This is a genomic window from Bizionia argentinensis JUB59 (assembly GCF_000224335.1).
GTDB lineage: Bacteria > Bacteroidota > Bacteroidia > Flavobacteriales > Flavobacteriaceae > Algorimicrobium > Algorimicrobium argentinense.
In genome coordinates, this window is record NZ_AFXZ01000015.1 from 14,280 (window position 1) to 27,770 (window position 13,491).

Sequence of the window (13,491 nt, forward strand, 5' to 3'; positions counted from 1 at the left end):
TTAAAATCTATTTTTAAAAAAAACTCCCACTTTTGTGGGAGTCAGGAATATTATTTAAAATAAGAAAACGTTTCGCCTTCTTCTATTTTCAATAAGGTTTCGTAAATCATTTTAATCACGTTTTCCACATCATCTCTGTGCACCATTTCTACGGTTGTATGCATATAACGTAACGGTAACGAAATTAATGCTGATGGAACACCGCCATTACTGTAAGCAAAAGCATCTGTATCTGTTCCTGTTGCTCTAGATAGAGCAGCACGCTGGAATGGAATCTTGTTTGCTTCTGCTGTTTCCGTAATTAAATCACGTAATTTTTGTTGTACTGCTGGTGCATAAGCAATAACAGGACCCAGCCCTATTTCCACAAAACCTTGCGTTTTCTGATCAATCATTGGTGTGGTTGTATCGTGCGTAACATCCGTAACAATTGCAACGTTTGGTTTAATGGTTTGTGAAATCATTTCCGCACCACGTAAGCCAATTTCCTCTTGTACTGAATTGGTAATATAAAGTCCGAAAGGTAATTCAATTTTATTTTCTTTTAATAGACGTGCAACTTCCGCAATCATAAAACCACCCATACGGTTGTCCAATGCGCGACAAACAAATTTATCTTTATTTAAAATATGAAATTCATCTGGATAGGTAATTACACAACCAACATGAATATCCATTTTTTCAACCTCGTCTTTATCTTTTGCTCCAACATCAATACAGATGTTGTTAGGTTTTGGCGCTTCTTCCTTAGCCTTACTTCGTGTATGAATTGCTGGCCATCCAAAAACACCTTTTACAATGCCATTTTTAGTGTGAATATTCACTACTTTACTAGGCGCAATTTGATGATCGCTACCGCCATTTCGAACTACATAAATTAATCCGTTGTCTGAAATATAATTAACATACCACGAAATTTCATCAGCGTGGCCTTCGATAACTACTTTGTATTTGGCATCTGGATTAATGACACCAACAGCTGTTCCGTAGGTATCCGTAATAAACTCATCTACATATGGTTTTAAGTAATCCATCCATATTTTCTGACCTTCCCACTCATAACCTGTAGGAGATGCATTGTTTAAATACGTCTCTAAAAAGTCCATTGACTTTTTATTTAGTATACTTTTTTTTGCCATAAATATTAATTTTCTACGAAAATAACAATATTAATGCTATTTTAAGCGTAAAGCTTTTTTTAAATTATTAATTTTACCCACCGATTTCTAACGATTATGGATTCATTATAGCCTATGAAAATAATTGCTTATTTATTTTTAATTTTCCCAGTCCTACTTTTTTCTCAAAGAGAGGGGGAGGTTCAGGATTCTACTGATGTGTTTTATATTATTATTGAAGGCGATTCGATACCAAAAACTGCTATTAATTTAAATGAAGTCAAGTTACTTCATCGCTTGATTTTTGATATGGATGCAGACCGAAAAACCTATTTAATACTTCGCAGAAAGACTATTAAAGTTTATCCGTATGCAAAGTTAGCAGCTGAACGTTTGGAGTCTTTAAATGAACGCTTAAACCGTTTAGAAAGCGTAAGCGAAAAAAGACGCTATTCTAAAATAATTCAGAAATATATTGAAGATGAATTTTCTGCTGAATTAAAAAAACTCACCAAAACGGAAGGCCAGATTCTTGTTAAATTAATTCACCGACAAACAGGCACAACGACTTTCGAATTGATAAAAGATTTACGCAGTGGTTGGCGAGCTTTTTGGTTTAATAATACGGCTTTACTTTTTAATATTTCATTAAAGGAAGAATTTGATCCAATGAATGTTAAAGAAGATTATTTAATTGAAGATATTTTAGAAAGAAACTTTCAAAGCGGTCGCTTGGAGCGTCAAGAACCAGCGATAGAATTCGATTTTTTCGAATTAACTAATAAATGGAATAAAGGCAAATAGAATTTTAATGCGCATACAAACCCCTTTTGAAGAACGTTTAAATAGTATTACACACGGCATTGGAGCTCTTATTGGGATTGCGGCTTTAGTGTTTTTAATAATCTATAATTCCAATAAAACAAGTTGGAGTTTATTTAGTGTTATTGTTTATGGCTTGACCATTATTATATTGTTCAGCTCATCTACATTATATCATTATGTAGAATCCGATAAACCAAAATATTATCTACGGATTCTGGACCATATTAGTATTTATTTTTTAATTGCAGGAACCTATACACCAGTAGCATTAATAACGCTTGAAGCAAGTAAAGGCTGGTTCTTATTTTGGACGGTTTGGGGTATTGCAGCTTTCGGGCTTATTTTAAAAATTTTTTTTACTGGAAAATTTGAGTTTCTTTCTGTGTTACTGTATTTAATGATGGGCTGGCTAGTGGTATTCGACTTCTCATACTTATCAGAAAATCTGGGGTCTGATGGTTTATTCTGGCTCTTTGCGGGAGGTTTTGCTTATACAGCCGGTATCTTGTTTTATGCTATTGATAAAATAAAATTTAACCATGTTATCTGGCACCTGTTTGTTTTAGCTGGTGCTATTTTTCATTTTTTCATGGTGTTTTTCTACGTGATTTAAAAAAAACTTTTTCAAAAAAAACACCCTTAAGAAATTACTTAAGGGCATTTTAATATCTATAAACAACGCTATTTTCTATTTAATCCGTTGTTCCCCATGGAGCTTCTGGCGTTTTAATAGTTTTAGTTAAATCAAAGCTAACTGAAAATAATCGATCGCTACCAATACGGCGAAGATTATAAGTAAAGCTAGTCTCATCAATAGTAAACCACCAAATATTAGTAGATGCAGCAGCTATTATTTGCGCTGTATGCGCATCGGCTGGAAACATTTGTAGGTTGGATAAGCCTGTATTGGAGCTTGTTCCACCATATTGCGTAATCTCTTCTTCCGAGCCATCAGGATTGCGGTGATCATGTTTCAGACTAATTATTTTGTCGTCATTTAAATGTAAAACCCACGTACGAGATTTGTTTTCGCCAACAAAAAAAGGAATTCTAATATCATTTATATCGCATGCGCGCACATGCATAACTAATTTTTCCCCTGTAAATCCATCACCAGGAACAGAACCTGCAGTAATCTCCCCTTCATAGGAGTTTCCGCAATGTGCTTGTAGTTGATTCCAAAATATTTCTGAACTTGTTTGTTCTTGAGCTAGGATACATAACGGTAATAATAAAATAAAGCAAAGTAATGTTTTCATCTTTGTAGTAATTAAGGTTCTTGTAAAAAGTTTAAACATACAACAATAACCTCTTTAAAGTATGATTTTAAAGGTGATTATCAATTAGTCCTATTTAAAAGGGTACTGCAACTATAAAGATGATTTTCATTTAAAAAGCTGGCTGGAATGTTTTTGCTAATGCTTAAAAGTCATAAATTAATCACGCTATCAACCATTTATTATGTTGTTATGCTCTGGAATTATAGGGTATGAATAGGCAAATTAAATGCTATTGTAATACCTTCTATAATCATATTCGTTCCAATAATAGCAATGATTAAACCCATAATTTTTCCGACTACAGAAATTACATTATTTCCAATTTTACGAACAATAAAATCACTTAAACGGAAAGTGATAAAAGTCATTAAACATATTAATGCAAAAATAATTAGTACTAAACCAATTTGTATATAATCAGCGTCCGATACAAAGTTCATGGCGGTAACAATAGTTCCTGGTCCCGCAAGAATAGGAATTGCAAGTGGCGAAACGGCTATGTTTTCATCAATATCGACACTTTGTAAATGTTTTAAGTTCGATTTTTTTGATTGTAACATATCAAAACCGACATAGAAAATTAAAATTCCACCAGTAATTTTAAAGGCAGGAATTGTTAATCCAAAAATTTCAAAAATAAATTTCCCAAGTATTACAAATATGCAAACAATAATAAATGCAATAATAATTGCACGTTTGCTAATACGACGTTTAGTTTCCTTACTGGCACCACCAACGAGCGATAAAAATATCGGTAAATTGGAAATGGGATTCATGATAGCAAAAAAACCTGTAAATACCGTTATGGAAAAGGTAATAAGATGATCCATTGTTTAATTTCTATAATTATTGAAAACTTCTTTTTTTTCAGCCTGCAAAAATAGTTAATTTACTTGATATAAACGACCTAATGTTATATTTTAAATTAAACGTTTTCTAAAGCAAAATAACCCTTAAAAAGCCTTGTTTTATTACTGTTTGTCATTAATCCAAAACCTCGAAATTAATAATTAAGAAATAGTTTAAGAGTTAAGTACATCTTTATAGTCTTCGAAAAAAGCCTCCAAGCGTGTCATCGTATCATTAAAAAACACCATAACCTCTTGCCAAGTATTTTTATTGTGTATAGATACTTTTTGCGGTAATTGAAGGTAAATACGGGAAATTTCTTTTCCGTTTTCCAGAAAAAATGTTTCTTCATATATAGCTTCTGGCAAAAAATCGTCTTTTAATATGGATTTTAAAGCTTCTAATTTCTCCCATATATTAATACGATTCTCCAAATCATCTTCTAAATCCAAAGCAACCAAAGCAATCTTGGTATCAAAATGAAACTTAAAACTCATGCCTTTGATTTTAGTATCGTATAAAATCCATTTTCTTGGAAATGATTTACCAAAACTAGTCCAGAATGTTTGTTTGAGCTGTCTAGAATCTTCTTTTGAAAACATAATAACAAATTATATCACATAAGCAGCTGCAATACCTAAAACGATAGCTACTAGTTTGGTGAGATTAAACTTATGACCCTCGCCACTTTCAAATAGAATAGTGGTGGAGATATGTAGGAATATACCAATTACAATACCATTAACAACACTAATATATTCTGAAAAAATACTGACGTGATTAGAAAGATACGTTCCTAGAGGCGTCATGAGGGCAAATAATGTTATAAACGCAATAATTTTAAATTTGCTGAATTTGGAATGTAATAAAAAACCCATTAATACGGTAGCAATCGGGATTTTATGAACTAGAACCCCGTAAACCATATCGTTATGCTCATGGATTGGGAATCCTTCTAGAAAACTATGAATGCATAAACTAATAAATAGTGCCCATGGAAATACTTCATCATCAGTATGCGTATGTACATGGCCGTGCTCTGCACCTTTGGAAAAGAACTCTAAAATAATCTGAATTAGAATCCCAAACATAATATACAATCCCGTCTCTTTAGGATCTAAATGCGCATATACTTCTGGTAATAATTCAAACAGCGTTAATGCTAATAAAAATGCCCCACTAAAAGCGAGTAATAGTTTAAAGTTGAAATAGGTGTTTTTCCGCGTTAAAATAACTAACGCGGAACCTATGACAACGGCTAATATGGGTAATAGGTATTGATACATTATTTAAAGATCATAATTAAACGTTCAGATGAAGTTTTGTGAAATTTTTGCAACTTATAATCTCCAAAAATATCGAGTAAATATACGCCGGATTGATCGAATAGTACCTCGAAATCATTGAGAGTAAAGGCACGAACACGCTCTTGAAATTTATGGGATTCGCCACCGTCTTCGAAATTAATATCCTTTATAATGTAGCCATCTTCCACATAGCGTTTTATATGAAAGTCAATACCATCAACGGTTTTTACTTCTTCTGGTACTAAATTAGCAATCACATATTCCACATTCATAAAATCGATGACACCAAAGCCTGTTTCATTTAAATCAGCTTGAATGGCTTGAATCGTTTTTAAGTTATCTATTTCATTTTCAAAATAACCGAAACTGGTAAATAAATTAAAAACTGCATCAAATTGCTTTTTAAAAGGTTTACACATATCGTGTACTTCAAAATGCAGATTGTCATTTTCAAATTGTTTGGCGTGTTCAATACTGTTTTCCGATAAATCGACACCTGTAACATCATAACCTAACGAGCTTAAATAAACGGCATGACGGCCTTTTCCGCAAGCTAAATCTAATATTTCTCCACCTTCAGGGAGATTTAAATAATTGGTTAAAGTATCCATAAATAGTTGTGCTTCGCTATTATCTCTATCTTTATAGAGTATGTGATAATACGGTGTGTCAAACCATGAAGTGAACCATTGCGTTGTGTTTTCCATATATGTTTTCCCGTTACTGGGCTTTTGTCTTTTAATGTCTTTTATAAATTAAGGGAACTCTTATTGTTGATAAAAGTCTGTTGTCTTGCCACAAAAATACTGTATTTTTGCGTCCTATTTAATGTCTGCAATGGAGAATAATTATAAAATGGTTGCCAAAACCTTATTTGGCTTTGAAGAATTACTAGAAAAAGAACTACGTCAGCTAGGCGCACAGGACATCAAGAAAGGTGTGCGGAATGTGAGTTTTAGTGGCGACAAAGGCTTTATGTATAAAGCAAATTTGGGCTTGCGTACGGCTATAAAAATCCTAAAACCGATTCATAGTTTTCGAGTTAAAAATGAACAAGATTTATACGATCAGGTTTATAAAATGGATTGGAGTCAGTATATGAAATCTTCTGGAACATTGGCTATAGATTCAACAGTTCACTCTGAACAGTTTACGCATTCACAGTATATTGCGCTTAAAACTAAAGATGCGATTGTAGATAAATTTCGAGATACAACCAAAGAACGACCAAATATTGATTTACGCTTTCCGGACTTAAAAGTGAATGTACATATTGATAGAAATCAGTGTACAATTTCTTTAGATTCTTCAGGTGAATCCTTACATAAACGCGGTTATAAAACAGCCACGAATATTGCGCCTATAAATGAAGTTTTGGCCGCTGGACTTGTTATGTTGTCTGGTTGGGATGGCCAGTCGGACTTTATGGACCCTATGTGTGGTAGTGGAACTATTTTAGCAGAAGCCGCTATGATAGCTTGTAATATTCCTCCAAATTTAATGCGAAAGGAATTTGCTTTTGAACGTTGGAATGATTGGGATGTGGCTTTATTTGAAACTATTGAAGAATCGCTATTGAAAAAAACGCGCGATTTTCATCATAAAATAATTGGTTATGATAAATCGCCTAGTGCGGTTGCCAAAGCCAAAGACAATATTAAAAATGCACATTTAGAGGAATTCGTAACTATTAAACACGAAGATTTTTTTAAGACTCAAAAAGCTGGAGAAGCTAAACTTCATATGGTGTTCAATCCACCGTATGGTGAACGTTTGGATATTGATATGGAGAAGTTTTATGCTGAAATCGGCGATACCTTAAAACAAAATTATCCAGGAACGGATGCTTGGTTTATTACCTCAAATTTAGATGCTTTAAAGCATGTGGGTTTACGTCCATCTAGAAAAATACATTTAATGAATGCGAAATTAGAATCGCGTTTAGTTAAATATGTCATGTATGAAGGGAGTAAGAAGGCGAAATTTCAAGATTAATTTTTAGTTTTCAGTTGCAGTTGCAGATGCAGTTGCAGTTTTCAGTAAACAATATATGATTTACTTGAATATCTGGGTTTTTCATAGCTCTTTTTTGAGATTATATATTTATAAGAATAATTAAGGAATTATTTTCTCGTAAAGTAGCAGAGGCGCAAGGGGTGTGAAATTGTTTTACACGGATTTCAAAGATTTTCACGCACGGCTTTTCAAGGTCGTTAAGTTGTGAAGATAAAAAGACGACGGTGAAGACTTTCTAAAAAGTTAGCAAAGAAACAGAACTTGTTTAATGGTTTTGTTATATAGATACGCATTTTTAATTTCGCTGAACACTGAACACTGAACACTGAACACTACCTAGCCTTCTTAAAAAGCGGTATCAAATACGAGACATTATAACCATAACCGAAACCAAAACTGCCACTATCATAAGTTTTATTATAACCTGGTATATAGATGTTTTCAAAATTACCAGGTTCCTTTTCTGAGATAATGTATTTAAACTGGGCATTAACGCCTAAAAATAAATTGGTAAGAACTTCTACTTTTAGTCCCACAATAATTTCAGCCCAAACGGCATTTAAGCCACTAAACTCCTTTGTTTCAGATGATGTAAATTGCGGTGCCCAATATTGATTTTGCGAATAGACACCAAAACTGTCCAGTTTCTGACTAAAATTACTAGCAGCGACACGAAAACCACCGTAAAGTAAATTATTCATGCCGTACCAATTTTCGTAAGCATTATAATCTACACCCAACTTTATATAGGTTCCCGAAGCGGTAGCATCTATATAATCTGTGGTTGTTCTTTTCTCTTCAATACCAAATTCACCCGCTAAATAAAGTTTTTTCATAAAACGAAAATCACCATTAATTTCAAAACCCTTATAATCGTCATCTAAAAATGAGCGGATTAATTTGCTAGCATCACCACCAAGTCTCAAGCCATATTTTTCTTGTTGCTTACTACTGTCTTTTAGTTTTTTATTTTTGGGAATACTATCGCTTTGTGCAAATGAAACTGAACAAAACAGCATACCTATAAAAATTGTTCTAATGAAAGATGCTAAAGTTTGCTGTTTCCTCATTTTCTAATATTTGATTATCATTTACAGACTGTATAATTTCTATCCAATTATCAGTATCCGTTTCCACTGTAATTGTAATGTTTTTAAAAACGGTTTTGAATCCACAAGCTCGGGAAACATAAACTTCTTCCGGAACGTATGAAATAGTAATAATATCCTCGTTACCTGTTGGGTAATCGTCACTAGGATCGTTTGGCGTATTATTATTGTTTAGCGCATAATTGCTGTAAATACTGTATTGCGTACTTGTTTCAGTCGTTTTTAAAGGCAATAATATGATTTGTTTTGGACTAGCGCCATCCAATTCGGGAAGCGCTTCATCGTTGCCAATACCCTGAACACGACACTTAAAAACATTTTTAGGGTTTTGCTGCTCTGGGTTTTGAATATCAAAAAACTCAATTGTTATTCGCGGTGTAGTAGGCGTGTCTAATGTACAAATATCATCACGCTCACAGCTAAATGCTATGCTAACTAACAGAATTAATAAGGCAACGGTTTTTTTCATAAGTATTATCTTCTTTCCAAAAGTACAACATTTTCAACATGATGTGTTTGCGGGAACATATCAACGGCTTGTGTACGTGTTACTTTATACTGCGCGTCCATTAATTGTAAATCTCGAGCTTGCGTAGCACTATTACAGCTAACATAAACTATTTTTTTAGGTGAAATATTTAATATTTGTTGAACTACATCTTTATGCATACCATCACGAGGTGGATCGGTTATTATTACATCCGGATGGCCATGTGTATTTATAAAATCCTGATTAAATACTTTTTTCATATCGCCCACATAAAAGTCAACGTTTTGAATACCATTTAATTCTGCATTTTCTTTAGCTGCTAAAATAGCATCAGGAACGGCTTCAACACCAACTACTTTTTGTGCTTCTTTAGCTACAAATTGTGCAATAGTTCCAGTTCCGGTATATAAATCGTAAACCAGTTCGTTTCCAGAAAGTCCTGCAAAATCTCTCGTTATTTTATAGAGTTCGTAAGCTTGGTCTGAATTGGTTTGGTAGAATGATTTTGCATTAATTTTAAAGCGTAAACCTTCCATTTCTTCAAAAATATGATCATTTCCTTTATAACAAATCACCTCTTGATCGTAAATAGTATCGTTAGCTTTTTCATTTACAACGTATTGTAGTGATGTAATTTCAGGGAACGTTTCTGCTATATAATCTAGCAATAATTCACGCTTTACTTTATCCTCCTTGAAAAACTGAATCATAACCATAATATCGCCGGTTGATGATGTTCTAATCATCATAGTACGTAAAAGTCCATGTTGATTTCGAGTGTTGAAGAATTCTAAACCATTGGCAATGGAAAAATCTCTTACCGCATTTCTAATAGCATTGGATGGATCGGCTTGCAGGTGACACTTTTTAATATCTAAAATTTTATCCCACATACCAGGTATATGAAAACCTAGCGCATTTCTATCGCCTAAATCTTCATCCGATTGAATTTCTTCCACGGTCAACCAACGGCTATCACTAAAAGAAAACTCCATTTTATTTCGGTAGAAGTAAGGGTTTTTACAACCTAAAATAGGCGTAACTTCTGGTAATTCTATATGTCCAATACGCGTTAAGTTATTCGTAACCTCTTTTTGTTTGTAGTATAATTGGTGCTCATAGCCCATATCTTGCCACTTACAACCACCACAAACGCCAAAATGTTCACATTCTGGTTGGGTACGTTTATCAGACAAGGTGTGAAAAACGGTTGCTTTTCCTTCGTAATAAGCTTTACGCTTTTTAAAGGTTTGCACATCAACCACATCACCAGGAACGGCATTCGTCATAAAAATAACTTTACCATCTTCTGCTTTTCCAATTACTTTACCTTTGGCACCAGCGTCAATCACTTCGACATTGGTGAATATTTGATTTTTATTTCTTCTTCTTGACATAGATGCAAAAGTACTTTGTTTTTTCGTAGCAAAAAACATGTAGCAAATATTTTAAGAAACAGCAGAATTTTAGTAAATTTGCATTTCCTAGGGATGATTTCTCTCCCACGCTGAATTTTCGACACTTCGAAAGGATAAAGGTACAGTAGGAATGGTTATTTTAGATATTCAAATTACTGGGTATTAACTTAAAAAAATATTAAAATGGCTATTTTAGACCAATTAACATCGCAAGAAGCGATCGATTTAGAAAACAAGTACGGAGCACACAATTACCATCCACTTCCAGTGGTTTTGAGTAAAGGTGAAGGCGTTTATGTATGGGACGTAGAAGGTAAAAAGTATTATGACTTCCTATCAGCTTATTCAGCGGTAAACCAAGGACATTGTCACCCGAAAATTGTAAATGCTATGCATGAGCAAGCAAGTACATTAGCATTAACGTCTAGAGCGTTTCATAATGATATGCTTGGGAAATACGAAAAATTTGCATGTGAATTTTTTGGATTTGATAAGTTACTACCAATGAATACAGGTGCAGAAGCAGTGGAAACAGCTTTGAAAATCTGTAGAAAATGGGCTTACGAAGTTAAAGGAATTGATGAAAATGAAGCCGAGATTGTTGTATGTGAAAATAATTTCCACGGTAGAACAACTACAATTATTTCATTTTCTAATGATTCAGTAGCTCGAAAAAACTTCGGACCCTATACAGCTGGATTTATTAAAATTGAATATGATAATTTAGAAGCTTTAGAAAACACTTTAAAATCCAACCCTAATGTTGCTGGATTTTTAGTAGAACCTATTCAAGGTGAAGCAGGTGTTTATGTACCAGCTCCAGACTATTTAGCTAAAGCAAAAGCGCTTTGTGAAAAATACAATGTTTTATTTATTGCTGATGAAGTTCAAACAGGAATAGCTAGAACTGGTCGTTTATTGGCCACTTGTGGTAATTGTAGTTGCGAAGATAAAAACTGCTCTAAAGAACCAGAGGTAAAACCTGATGTTTTAATATTAGGAAAAGCTTTATCTGGTGGCGCATATCCAGTTTCTGCCGTTTTAGCAGATGATGCGGTTATGAATGTTATCCGTCCTGGAAACCATGGAAGTACTTTTGGAGGTAATCCAGTGGCAGCAGCCGTTGCTATGGCAGCATTAGAAGTTGTAAGAGATGAAAAACTTGCTGAAAATGCTTTTAAATTGGGTGAGTTATTCCGAAGCGAATTAAATAAATTTATCGAAACAAGTACTATTGTAAACTTGGTTCGTGGTAAAGGTTTATTAAATGCTATTGTTATTAATGATAGAGAGGATAGTGAAACAGCTTGGAATATCTGTTTAGCCTTGCGTGATAACGGCTTATTAGCAAAACCAACACATGGTAATATTATTCGTTTTGCACCGCCTTTAGTTATGACTGAAGAGCAACTTATGGATTGTGTTTCTATTATCGTGAAAACGTTGAAGCAATTCGAAAAATAATAGAAAGTAAATCATTTACTTATAGATGTAAAAAAAGCGACAAATTTAATTGTCGCTTTTTTTTTACATCTAGAATTCTTCTAATTTTGATTAGATGACTCTAAACCTTGTTTAAAAGCTTCTTCAAACTGACCCCAATATGCTTCCCAGCCACCCATAGAGTAGATTTGATAAATAGACCAAACAAGAATTAGAACGTTGATAATTAATATTACTAAAGCTAATGTTTTGGCAGTATTCATAGCGTTAACACTTTTTAAATCGTATTCTTCTGGATTTAATTGTGCTTTTTTAATTTGATTAAATGCTATAAAAAAAGCAATACCTGCCAGTATTACTCCGAAACCGGGAATGCAGCAGCATAATAATCCAATAATAGCCAATACATAAACGAGTGTTGGGTTAAGTCTTTGTTTTTCCATGTGTGATAAGTTAATTTAGTTAATTGATTAATAGTTTAAAAATGAAACTCACCATAATAACACTAATGGTTATAATAGCGAGTAGATTAATTATTTTGTTTGAATGCTGAAATTTAAAGAAAATATTGATACCAATAAATATAAACAGTGCAATTAATGGAAAAACAGCTGGGTACATTTTAAATGCTGCAATTAGCTCACCGTTATATATTAGTAATACAGAACGCTGCAAGCCACATCCCATGCAGTCTGCTCCAAAAATTTGTTTGGTAAAACATGGTAACATAAAACCTTCTAATGAAGACATAATTTTCTTTAATTGAATTTGGGCCAAGTTAAAAAAAGTGTTGAATAAAACGCGGTTTTTCAGTTTAATAATATTCATTAATTATTCTAAATCAACTTATATTAGTAATTTTGAACTCTATTTAAAATCGTATATATTCTATGAAGAACCAACAACGTATCAATTATTTCTTAATTTTAGTGGGAAGTATATTAGTTATTTATGCTCAAACAGGAGACGAAAAGCCATTAGCTTTTTTAATCACTGGTATTGTAATTTTAATGTTTGGCGTTTATAGAATATCAAGTAAAATTCCGAGTAAGTTTGATAAAGACGTAGAAGAAGTAAAACATGAAAACCATGATGTTTAAAGTAGGAGACGCAGTAGCGGTATTAGATGATGATTTATCGGGTATTATTACCAAAATAAAAGGTGAGAATATTACGATAGAAACACCTGATGGTTTTGAACTCGATTTTGAACCTAGAGAATTGGTTATTACCAAGCCCTTGAAAATTGATTTGAATATTTCTGAAGCTTTTATTAGAGAAAAAGAACAACCTAAACGTAAACCGAGCGTCTCCAAAAAATCAAAAGAAAAATACCAGCCAACTATGGAGGTGGATTTGCACATTCATCATCTAACCGAAAATTTTAAACGCATGAGTAATCACGATATGCTTACTTTGCAATTGGACACGGCTCGTGGTCAATTAGAATTTGCAATCAAGAAGCGCATACAGAAAATGGTGTTTATCCACGGTGTAGGCGAAGGTGTTTTAAAAACGGAATTGGAATACTTACTTGGCCGTTATAATAATGTAAAGTATTATGATGCCGACTTCAAAAAGTATGGAATAGGGGCCACAGAAGTTTATATTTACCAAAATGTGAGTACTTATTAAT

Annotated in this window: 17 protein-coding genes; 6 read left to right on the forward strand and 11 right to left on the reverse strand. The window is 33.3% G+C overall.

Annotated features, from left to right (window positions below; genetic code table 11):
* Positions 1-50: 50 nt before the first annotated feature.
* A complete protein-coding gene (locus BZARG_RS05695; protein WP_040288060.1) occupies positions 51-1,139 on the reverse strand; it encodes a M42 family metallopeptidase in 1,089 nt (362 codons plus the stop codon).
* A 114-nt stretch (positions 1,140-1,253) separates the two neighbouring features.
* On the opposite strand from BZARG_RS05695, the gene BZARG_RS05700 reads away from it, so the two are divergent.
* Both BZARG_RS05700 and trhA read left to right on the forward strand, forming a co-directional pair.
* Positions 1,254-1,922 (forward strand): DUF4294 domain-containing protein, encoded by a 669-nt coding sequence (locus BZARG_RS05700; protein WP_008636315.1) that lies wholly within the window; start codon positions 1,254-1,256, stop codon positions 1,920-1,922.
* A 7-nt stretch (positions 1,923-1,929) separates the two neighbouring features.
* On the forward strand, positions 1,930-2,556 hold the full coding sequence (gene trhA, locus BZARG_RS05705; RefSeq protein WP_008636335.1) for a PAQR family membrane homeostasis protein TrhA: 627 nt from the start codon (positions 1,930-1,932) through the stop codon (positions 2,554-2,556).
* A 79-nt stretch (positions 2,557-2,635) separates the two neighbouring features.
* Here trhA and BZARG_RS05710 read toward each other — a convergent pair whose 3' ends face one another.
* From BZARG_RS05710 to BZARG_RS05730, 5 genes are all read right to left on the reverse strand, one after another.
* On the reverse strand, positions 2,636-3,202 hold the full coding sequence (locus BZARG_RS05710) for a hypothetical protein (protein ID WP_008636340.1): 567 nt from the start codon (positions 3,200-3,202) through the stop codon (positions 2,636-2,638).
* Positions 3,203-3,423: 221 nt separating this feature from the next.
* Positions 3,424-4,053: a MarC family protein gene (locus BZARG_RS05715; RefSeq protein ID WP_008636294.1), complete on the reverse strand. Its 630-nt coding sequence runs from the start codon at positions 4,051-4,053 to the stop codon at positions 3,424-3,426.
* A 192-nt stretch (positions 4,054-4,245) separates the two neighbouring features.
* A complete protein-coding gene (locus BZARG_RS05720) occupies positions 4,246-4,674 on the reverse strand; it encodes a DUF4268 domain-containing protein (protein ID WP_008636285.1) in 429 nt (142 codons plus the stop codon).
* Between the two features lie 9 nt (positions 4,675-4,683).
* Positions 4,684-5,358 carry a ZIP family metal transporter gene (locus BZARG_RS05725; RefSeq protein ID WP_008636303.1) on the reverse strand — a complete coding sequence of 225 codons (675 nt, stop codon included), beginning with the start codon at positions 5,356-5,358 and terminating at the stop codon, positions 4,684-4,686.
* On the reverse strand, positions 5,358-6,086 hold the full coding sequence (locus tag BZARG_RS05730) for a class I SAM-dependent methyltransferase (protein ID WP_008636277.1): 729 nt from the start codon (positions 6,084-6,086) through the stop codon (positions 5,358-5,360). The genes BZARG_RS05725 and BZARG_RS05730 overlap by 1 nt, the downstream gene beginning before the upstream one ends.
* A gap of 130 nt (positions 6,087-6,216) precedes the next feature.
* On the opposite strand from BZARG_RS05730, the gene BZARG_RS05735 reads away from it, so the two are divergent.
* Positions 6,217-7,374, forward strand: a complete 1,158-nt coding sequence (locus BZARG_RS05735) for a THUMP domain-containing class I SAM-dependent RNA methyltransferase (RefSeq protein ID WP_008636320.1) — start codon at positions 6,217-6,219, stop codon at positions 7,372-7,374.
* A gap of 353 nt (positions 7,375-7,727) precedes the next feature.
* Here the strand turns inward: BZARG_RS05735 and BZARG_RS05740 are convergent, their stop codons facing one another.
* The 3 genes from BZARG_RS05740 to rlmD are packed head-to-tail and all read right to left on the reverse strand — an operon-like array spanning position 7,728 to position 10,391.
* The gene (locus tag BZARG_RS05740; RefSeq protein WP_040288062.1) at positions 7,728-8,465 is read right to left on the reverse strand and encodes a DUF6048 family protein; all 738 of its coding nucleotides are present in this window, start codon (positions 8,463-8,465) and stop codon (positions 7,728-7,730) included.
* The gene (locus BZARG_RS05745) at positions 8,431-8,973 is read right to left on the reverse strand and encodes a DUF6452 family protein (RefSeq protein ID WP_008636336.1); all 543 of its coding nucleotides are present in this window, start codon (positions 8,971-8,973) and stop codon (positions 8,431-8,433) included. Before BZARG_RS05745 ends, BZARG_RS05740 begins: the two co-directional genes overlap by 35 nt.
* Positions 8,974-8,978: 5 nt before the next feature.
* Positions 8,979-10,391: a 23S rRNA (uracil(1939)-C(5))-methyltransferase RlmD gene (gene rlmD, locus BZARG_RS05750; RefSeq protein WP_008636293.1), complete on the reverse strand. Its 1,413-nt coding sequence runs from the start codon at positions 10,389-10,391 to the stop codon at positions 8,979-8,981.
* Positions 10,392-10,595: 204 nt separating this feature from the next.
* Here rlmD and rocD point away from each other — a divergent pair, with 204 nt between their 5' ends.
* Positions 10,596-11,876 carry an ornithine--oxo-acid transaminase gene (gene rocD, locus BZARG_RS05755; protein ID WP_008636297.1) on the forward strand — a complete coding sequence of 427 codons (1,281 nt, stop codon included), beginning with the start codon at positions 10,596-10,598 and terminating at the stop codon, positions 11,874-11,876.
* Positions 11,877-11,956: 80 nt separating this feature from the next.
* Here the strand turns inward: rocD and BZARG_RS05760 are convergent, their stop codons facing one another.
* Positions 11,957-12,298, reverse strand: a complete 342-nt coding sequence (locus BZARG_RS05760) for a CCC motif membrane protein (RefSeq protein ID WP_008636329.1) — start codon at positions 12,296-12,298, stop codon at positions 11,957-11,959.
* 19 nt (positions 12,299-12,317) lie between these two features.
* Complete coding sequence (locus tag BZARG_RS05765) at positions 12,318-12,605, reverse strand: DUF2752 domain-containing protein (RefSeq protein WP_040288064.1); 288 nt, start codon at positions 12,603-12,605, stop codon at positions 12,318-12,320.
* A 140-nt stretch (positions 12,606-12,745) separates the two neighbouring features.
* Here BZARG_RS05765 and BZARG_RS05770 point away from each other — a divergent pair, with 140 nt between their 5' ends.
* Both BZARG_RS05770 and BZARG_RS05775 read left to right on the forward strand, forming a co-directional pair.
* On the forward strand, positions 12,746-12,955 hold the full coding sequence (locus BZARG_RS05770; protein ID WP_008636301.1) for a hypothetical protein: 210 nt from the start codon (positions 12,746-12,748) through the stop codon (positions 12,953-12,955).
* Positions 12,945-13,490: a Smr/MutS family protein gene (locus tag BZARG_RS05775; protein ID WP_008636271.1), complete on the forward strand. Its 546-nt coding sequence runs from the start codon at positions 12,945-12,947 to the stop codon at positions 13,488-13,490. Before BZARG_RS05770 ends, BZARG_RS05775 begins: the two co-directional genes overlap by 11 nt.
* Position 13,491: the final 1 nt, after the last annotated feature.